Here is a 6167-nt window from a genome sequence, read left to right on the forward strand (position 1 = left end):
GCCACGCTCCACGGACACGGCGAGGTTGAGGTAGTGCGCGGCGTGCGCCTGGTGCGCGGAGTCCCAGTCGGGACCGTCGCGGAGCTGGTCGAGGGTGATCACGTAGTCGTCGTCGCCCAGCAGCGGCGTGTGCCGGTAGAGCGGGTCGCTCTCGAACGGGCTCGGCCGCATGACGCACTCGGCCTGCCAGCGCAGGTCGAGGATCCGCCGGATGCCGCCGGCGCGGACCGCCGCGACCGCGGGCTCGGTCAGCCGGTGGAGGCTGTCCGAGCGGAGCAGGGCGTCGGGCCGGACCCGCCGGCCGTCGCCGGTGGTCAGGCCGCCGAGGTCGCGCACGTTGGTGCAGTCCGGCCAGTCGAGGATCATCAGCGCCGTCCTTCCGCGGGGGATTCTCATGATCCCCCGCGGACGCGTGCCCCGCTATGGATTGGCGCGCCGGAGCCGGCGCCGGCCCACGACCGCGGAGCCGACCAGGACGAGGGCCGCTGCGCCGGCCAGCCACGGTAGCGTCCCGCCCTGGTCCGACACGGTGTTGGCGACCGGCTGGACCTCCTCCTTGACGGCCGGCGGCGCGGCGGCGGCCACGAACGGGTCGCGGCGCTCGTCCACGGGGAGCACCGGCGGCCTGACCTTGCCGGGCCAGTACTGCGCCAGGTGTTCGTTCGTCAGCGGGGTCACCGCCGGCAGCTGGAGCAGCCCCTTGGCCGCGCTGATCGTGCCGATCTCGTACGGCGCGAACCAGCCCTGGATGCCGACGACCGTGAACGGCCCGTCGTGCGGCAGGACGACGGAGACCGCGTAGTGCGCCGGCTCCGGCAACGCCACCGCCGGGAACTTCGTCTCGACCCCCTTGGCGTCGACCAGCCGCAGCGCGACCTCGTCGAGCTTGCCCTCGTAAGGATGGAAACCGTGCTGCAGGACCCACATGCCCACGGTGTACGTCTGGCCGGGCCGCAACGTGGCCGGCATCGGCTCCAGGACCGTCGCCGCCCAACCCCCGGCCCGGGCGGGGCTCGGTGCGGCGATCGCGCCGATCGTCACCGCGAGCAGGGCCGCCGCGAGCATGTGCCGCAGGATTTTCGCCATGTTCGTCACCTCCGCTGGTGACGAGCCGCTCCACGGCCGATGGGTTCCGGGTGACCGGCACCACCCGCCGTCACGTTCCGCGGTGGCTGTCTCGTCGTGAGTTCATGCGCGTACTCGTCATCGGAGGCTCGGGCGTGGTCGGACGACCCACCGCGAGCGCACTGTCCCAGCGCGGCCACCAGGTCGCGATCCTCAGCCGTGGCGGCACCGCGGGCCCGGCCGGCACCGAGGCGTTCCAGGGTGACCTCACCACGGGAGCGGGCCTCGAGAAGGCGCTGGCGGGCGTGGACTGCGTGGTCGACTGCGCCAACGTCACCACCACGTCCCGATCGGCGGCGGTCCGCTACTTCACGGACACCACGCACCGGCTGGGTGTCCTCGCCGCGGCGGCGGGCGTGAAACACCACGTGGTGCTCAGCATCGTGGGCGTCGACAAGATCCCGTTCGGCTACCACGTGGGCAAGCTGGCGCAGGAGCAGGCGGCCCTCGCGGGCCCGGTTCCGGCCACGATCCTGCGGGCCACGCAGTTCCACGAGTTCGCCGGCCAGACGATGAACCAGATGAAGTTCGGCCGGTTCTCCGTGGTGCCGCAGATGGTGACGCAACCGATCGCGGCGGCGGAGGTGGGCGCGGCGCTGGCGGACGTGGTCGAGGACGGGCCGCGGGGCCGGGTGGCGGAGACCTGGCCGACATGCCGGGCAAGGTCAAGCTCAAGTCGACCGAGCTGAGCATGGCGGCGCAGCTCATCGACTCGATGACCAGCGGCTGGAAGCCCGAGGAGTACCGCGACACCTACACGGACCGGGTCAACGAGCTGATCGAGGCGAAGAAGGCCGGCGAGGAGATCACCGAGGGCACGGAGGCCCCCGAGGCGACGAACGTCACCGACCTGATGGAGGTGCTGCGGCGCAGCGTGGAGGACGCGAAGTCCCGCCGCGCCGGGGGCGGTCGCAAGGCCGCGGCCAAGAAGACCACCGGGAAGAAGACGACGGCGAAGAAGACCACCGCCGCGAAGAAGGCGCCGGCGAAGAAGGCGACCGCCAAGAAGACCGCGGCGAAGAAGAGCACGGCCACGAAGAAGACCGCGACGACGAAGAAGACGGCGACGAAGAAGGCGCCCGCCAGGAAAACCGGCCGCCGGGCCGCCTGATGGTCCGCGCGCGGCGGGGCTCCGCACACCTGCCGCGCCTGCTGCGCAACCCGGGCCGACTCGTCGCGTTCAGCGACGCGGTCTTCGCGATCGCGGTGACGCTGCTCGTGCTGGAGATCCAGCCGCCGGAGGACTTCGGGCACCTGCTCAGCGGGCTGGGCGACCTGTGGCCGTCGTACCTCGCCTATGTCATGAGCTTCCTCAACATCGGCCAGGTGTGGGTCAACCATCACGTGATGTTCGACAGCGTCCGCCATGTCGACCGCGCCATCCTGTTCCTCAACACCGTACTGCTGATGGTGATCGGCTTCCTGCCGTTCTCGACGTCGCTGCTCGCGGGTGCGCTCCGGGCCGACGACGGCGTCGGCACCGCGATCGTCTTCTACGGCACCACCCTGTTCGCCGCCGCGGTGCTGTTCAACCTCATCTGGGCGCACCTGCGCCGCGGCGGGCTGCTGGAACCCACGCTGGAGCCCGCCTCGGCGCGGTCCATCGGCCGCCGCTTCGCCGTGGCGCTGGTCTGGATCGGGATCGGCATCGTCATCGGCGCGTTCGTGCCGTTCGCGGGCGTGGTCATCATCGCCGCCTTCACCCCGGCCTACTACCTGCCGATCCGCGGCGAGTACGGCTAGGCCGCGGAGCGACAATCGCATGGTGCGGCAGCGAATCGACCGGGTGGTGCTGGCCGACGGCACCGTGGTGGCGTACGGCTCCGTCGGCACGGGCCGGCCGCTGGTCTACGTGATGGGCTGGCTCACGCATCTCGAGCGCGGCTGGGAGCTGCCGGCCGAGCGGGCGCTCTACGAGGGGCTGGGGCGGGGCCGCCGCCTGGTGCGCTACGACCGCGCCGGAACGGGGCTGTCGCCGGCCGCCGACCGCCCGATGTCGTTGGCGTTCGAGCTCGAGCAGCTGGCCGCCGTCGTCGCGCCGCTGGACGAACCGTTCGACCTGATGGGCACCTCGATGGGTGCACCGGTGGCCGCCGCGTGGGCCGCTGACCATCCCGACACCGTTCGCCGCCTCGTGCTCTACGGCGGCTGGGTACGCGGCCGCGACCTGTCCCCGCCGGGCGTACGCGATCACGTCCTCGGCCTGGTCGAGGCGCACTGGGGCCTCGGGTCCGACGTGCTGACCGACATCTTCGCCCCGGACGCCGACCGCGCGACCCGGACCGAGCTCGCCCGCTACCAACGCGCGTGCTCGAGCGCCGCGACAGCCCGGGCGCTGCTGGCGCTGAGCTACGAGATCGACGTCAGCGACCGCCTCGGTCAGGTGCGCGCGCCGACCCTGGTGGTCCACCGCACCGGCGACCGTGCGGCACCCGTCGCGCAGGCCGAGGCCCTGGCCGCCGGCATCAGCGGCGCCGAGCTGGTGCGGCTGCCCGGCCGGTCGCACATCCCCTACGCCGGTGACCGCGACGAGCTGGTCCGCGTCGTCCGTCGGTTCCTCGGCCTGCCCGTGCCACGGCGCCGCACCGACGGGTTGACGGCGCGCCAGCGCGAGGTGGCGGAACTGGTGAGCCAGGGGTGCACGAACCGCGAGATCGCGGCGAGGCTGGGGATCGACGAGCGCTCGGCCGAGGGGCACGTCGAACGGATCCGCCTGCGCCTCGGTTTCCGGTCCCGCGCCCAGATCGCCGCGTGGTACGCCGCCCGGCGCGAACTGGGGTAGTTCCACGCCTGACCGGCCGGGCGGATCGGCGCACGGTGGAGGCGTGACCCAGAACGACACAGCGAGCGGCTTCGAGGTGCACGGCGCGCGGGGCGCGTTCAACGCCGCGTTCTTCGGCACGATGGGCCCGTACATCGAGTGGAACGTCCGGCAGCACAAGCGGCGCGTCTTCGCCGACCTGCCCCCGACCGTGGTCGAGATCGGCTCCGGCGTGGGGGCCAACCTCCGCTATCTGCGGCCCGGATCGACGCTCGTCGCCATCGAACCCAACATTCCGATGCACCGGCGGCTGCGCGCCGAGGCCGAGCGGCGCGGCGTGCACCTCGACCTGCGCGACCGCGTCGCCGAGCGCACCGGGCTGCCGGGCGGGAGCGTCGACAGCGTGATCTCCTCGCTCGTGCTCTGCACGGTGACCGACCCCGCCGACGTGCTGGCCGAGATCCGGCGCGTCCTGCGTCCCGGCGGCACGTTCCGGTTCGTGGAGCACGTCGCCGGGCGGTCCGGCACCCCGACCCGCGCGCTCCAGCGGGCCCTGCGCCGGCCGTGGGCCTGGACGTTCGAGGGCTGCTCCTGCGAACGGGACCTGGCCGGCCTGCTGCGCGCGGCCGGGTTCGCCCGGGTCGACATCGAGCCGTACCGGTTGCACACCCCGTTCATCCCCTTCAACACCCAGATCGCCGGCGTGGCACACGCCTGAGACCGGCACCGCGGGCTGTTACCGTCAAGCGTCCACGTGCATCCGGCGACCAGTTTCGGGGGCGTGATGCGGCCGACGAGCGAGCACATCGACCCGCAGTACAGCGAGGCACAGGCAGCGGCGGTCCCGTGGACCGACGCCGAGGCGAGACTGGCCGCGGCAGAGGTCGCCTGGATCGTGACCGTCCGGCCCGACGGCCGACCGCACGCGACGCCGATGGTGCCGGTCGTGCACGACGGGAAGGTCTACTTCCACACCGGCGACCGCGAGGTGAAGTACGCCAACCTCCAGGCCAACCCGCGCGTGCTCGTGCTCGCCGGCGACACGGCCTGGGACCAGGGCCTCGACGTGGCCGTCGACGGCACCGCGACGCCGGTGACCGACGCGGCCCTGCTGCGGCGGCTGGCCGACCTCTACCGCGAGCGCTGGGACGGCCGGTGGGAGATCGACGTCACCCCGGACGCCCGGACCGTGGTCTTCGAAGTCACACCGGACAAGGTGTACGGCCACGCCAAGGGCGAGCCGTTCGGCCAGACCAACTACCGCTTCACGCAGCAGTGACCGACGGGCCTTAGTGGTCGCCCAGCCACGAGACGATGGTGCGCACCAGCGCGCCGCCGTGTGAGAGGTGCACGTCGTGGCCGGCGCCCGGCATCTCCAGGAACTGCCCGCGCCGGATGGCGTCGGCCATCTCCCGGACCAGATCGGGCGGGCAGTACGGGTCGTAGGTGCCGGTGACCAGCAGGGCGGGGCAGGTGATCCGGGCGGCGCCGGACCGGCTGAGGTCACCGCCGGCGTCGATGATCGCCGTCATCGCACCGGCCCAGCTGCTCGCCATGATCCGGGCACCGTCGACGCCGTGCCTGTCCACCAGGTACGCGGCCAGCGGCTTCAGCTCGTCGATGGGGTCGTCGACCAGGCGGGTGAGCCCGTCGAGGAGCCTGGGCGCGGCCACGATCCGGCCGGCCGCGCCCCAGGTCAGCACCGACAACGCCCGCGCCGGCCGGAGCTGCGCCATGAGCAGCGCCTCCTCGCCGCCGTCGCTGAAGCCGACCAGGTGCGCCACGTCGACCCGCAGCTCGTCGAGCAGGTCGTGCAGCAGGTGGGCGTCGTCCACGTAGTACGTCGGCGGGTAGTGCCGCGGCTGCGGCCGCGACCGCCCCGAACCCGGGAGGTCGACGGCGATGACCCGGAACCCCGACCCCAGCTCCCGGCGTACGCGGTCCAGGTCGACGATGCTGCCGCCCCAGCCCGGCATGAGCACGACGGCGTCGCCGCGCCCGGTGTCCTCGTAGTAGACCTGCCCGCCGTACCAACCCATGGATGCGAACGGTAGCCGCTAGCGGTCGTCCGCGAGCACCAGGTCCTCGACGGCGCGGAGCCCGACGGTGCCGTCCGCCGGTGGTGGGCCCTCGCCCCTGAGCAGGAGGCCTACGAGCCGGGCGCCTACCGGTCGGGCCGACCCGTGGGCGTCCTTGTATTGCACCCGGAGCACGACGTTGCCGTCGGTCAACTCCGTCCGCAACGTCAGGTCGCCCGTGATCACGCCGACCTCGTCGGTCA

9 protein-coding genes and 1 pseudogene are annotated in these 6167 nt (G+C 72.7%); 6 read left to right on the top strand and 4 right to left on the bottom strand.

What is annotated here, in order from left to right; all coding sequences use genetic code 11:
• Together AB0H87_RS36450 and AB0H87_RS36455 are read right to left on the bottom strand one after the other, a co-directional pair.
• Nucleotides 1-366 (bottom strand): tyrosine-protein phosphatase (locus AB0H87_RS36450; protein ID WP_360156555.1); only part of this gene is annotated, 366 nt, incomplete at its 3' end.
• Nucleotides 367-420: 54 nt separating this feature from the next.
• On the bottom strand, nt 421-1086 hold the full coding sequence (locus AB0H87_RS36455) for a hypothetical protein (protein WP_360156558.1): 666 nt from the start codon (nt 1084-1086) through the stop codon (nt 421-423).
• Nucleotides 1087-1190: 104 nt separating this feature from the next.
• Between AB0H87_RS36455 and AB0H87_RS36460 the strand changes: the two genes are divergently transcribed.
• From AB0H87_RS36460 to AB0H87_RS36485, 6 genes are all read left to right on the top strand, one after another.
• Nucleotides 1191-1814, top strand: coding sequence for an NAD(P)H-binding protein (locus AB0H87_RS36460; RefSeq protein WP_360156561.1), 624 nt, complete (start codon nt 1191-1193; stop codon nt 1812-1814).
• Nucleotides 1778-2236: a hypothetical protein gene (locus tag AB0H87_RS36465; protein ID WP_360156564.1), complete on the top strand. Its 459-nt coding sequence runs from the start codon at nt 1778-1780 to the stop codon at nt 2234-2236. Before AB0H87_RS36460 ends, AB0H87_RS36465 begins: the two co-directional genes overlap by 37 nt.
• Nucleotides 2236-2868: a TMEM175 family protein gene (locus AB0H87_RS36470; protein WP_360156567.1), complete on the top strand. Its 633-nt coding sequence runs from the start codon at nt 2236-2238 to the stop codon at nt 2866-2868. Before AB0H87_RS36465 ends, AB0H87_RS36470 begins: the two co-directional genes overlap by 1 nt.
• Before the next feature lie 22 nt (nt 2869-2890).
• A complete protein-coding gene (locus tag AB0H87_RS36475; RefSeq protein WP_360156570.1) occupies nt 2891-3907 on the top strand; it encodes an alpha/beta fold hydrolase in 1017 nt (338 codons plus the stop codon).
• A gap of 43 nt (nt 3908-3950) precedes the next feature.
• The gene (locus tag AB0H87_RS36480) at nt 3951-4604 is read left to right on the top strand and encodes a methyltransferase domain-containing protein (protein WP_360156572.1); all 654 of its coding nucleotides are present in this window, start codon (nt 3951-3953) and stop codon (nt 4602-4604) included.
• Between the two features lie 66 nt (nt 4605-4670).
• On the top strand, nt 4671-5165 hold the full coding sequence (locus AB0H87_RS36485) for a pyridoxamine 5'-phosphate oxidase family protein (RefSeq protein WP_360156578.1): 495 nt from the start codon (nt 4671-4673) through the stop codon (nt 5163-5165).
• 10 nt (nt 5166-5175) lie between these two features.
• Here the strand turns inward: AB0H87_RS36485 and AB0H87_RS36490 are convergent, their stop codons facing one another.
• Nucleotides 5176-5925, bottom strand: a complete 750-nt coding sequence (locus AB0H87_RS36490; RefSeq protein ID WP_360156575.1) for an alpha/beta hydrolase — start codon at nt 5923-5925, stop codon at nt 5176-5178.
• Between the two features lie 18 nt (nt 5926-5943).
• Nucleotides 5944-6167: pseudogene (locus tag AB0H87_RS36495) on the bottom strand (hypothetical protein); the annotation flags it as partial.

Origin of the sequence: Asanoa sp. NPDC050611, from assembly GCF_040654855.1 — a bacterium.
Classification (GTDB): domain Bacteria; phylum Actinomycetota; class Actinomycetes; order Mycobacteriales; family Micromonosporaceae; genus Asanoa.

What these genes read in the sequence shown, in the direction of transcription:
- AB0H87_RS36455 (WP_360156558.1), bottom strand. Translation starts at nt 1,086, where the DNA reads ATGGCGAAAATCCTGCGGCACATGCTCGCGGCGGCCCTGCTCGCGGTG.
- AB0H87_RS36460 (WP_360156561.1), top strand. Translation starts at nt 1,191, where the DNA reads ATGCGCGTACTCGTCATCGGAGGCTCGGGCGTGGTCGGACGACCCACC.
- AB0H87_RS36465 (WP_360156564.1), top strand. Translation starts at nt 1,778, where the DNA reads ATGCCGGGCAAGGTCAAGCTCAAGTCGACCGAGCTGAGCATGGCGGCG.
- AB0H87_RS36470 (WP_360156567.1), top strand. Translation starts at nt 2,236, where the DNA reads ATGGTCCGCGCGCGGCGGGGCTCCGCACACCTGCCGCGCCTGCTGCGC.
- AB0H87_RS36485 (WP_360156578.1), top strand. Translation starts at nt 4,671, where the DNA reads ATGCGGCCGACGAGCGAGCACATCGACCCGCAGTACAGCGAGGCACAG.
- AB0H87_RS36490 (WP_360156575.1), bottom strand. Translation starts at nt 5,925, where the DNA reads ATGGGTTGGTACGGCGGGCAGGTCTACTACGAGGACACCGGGCGCGGC.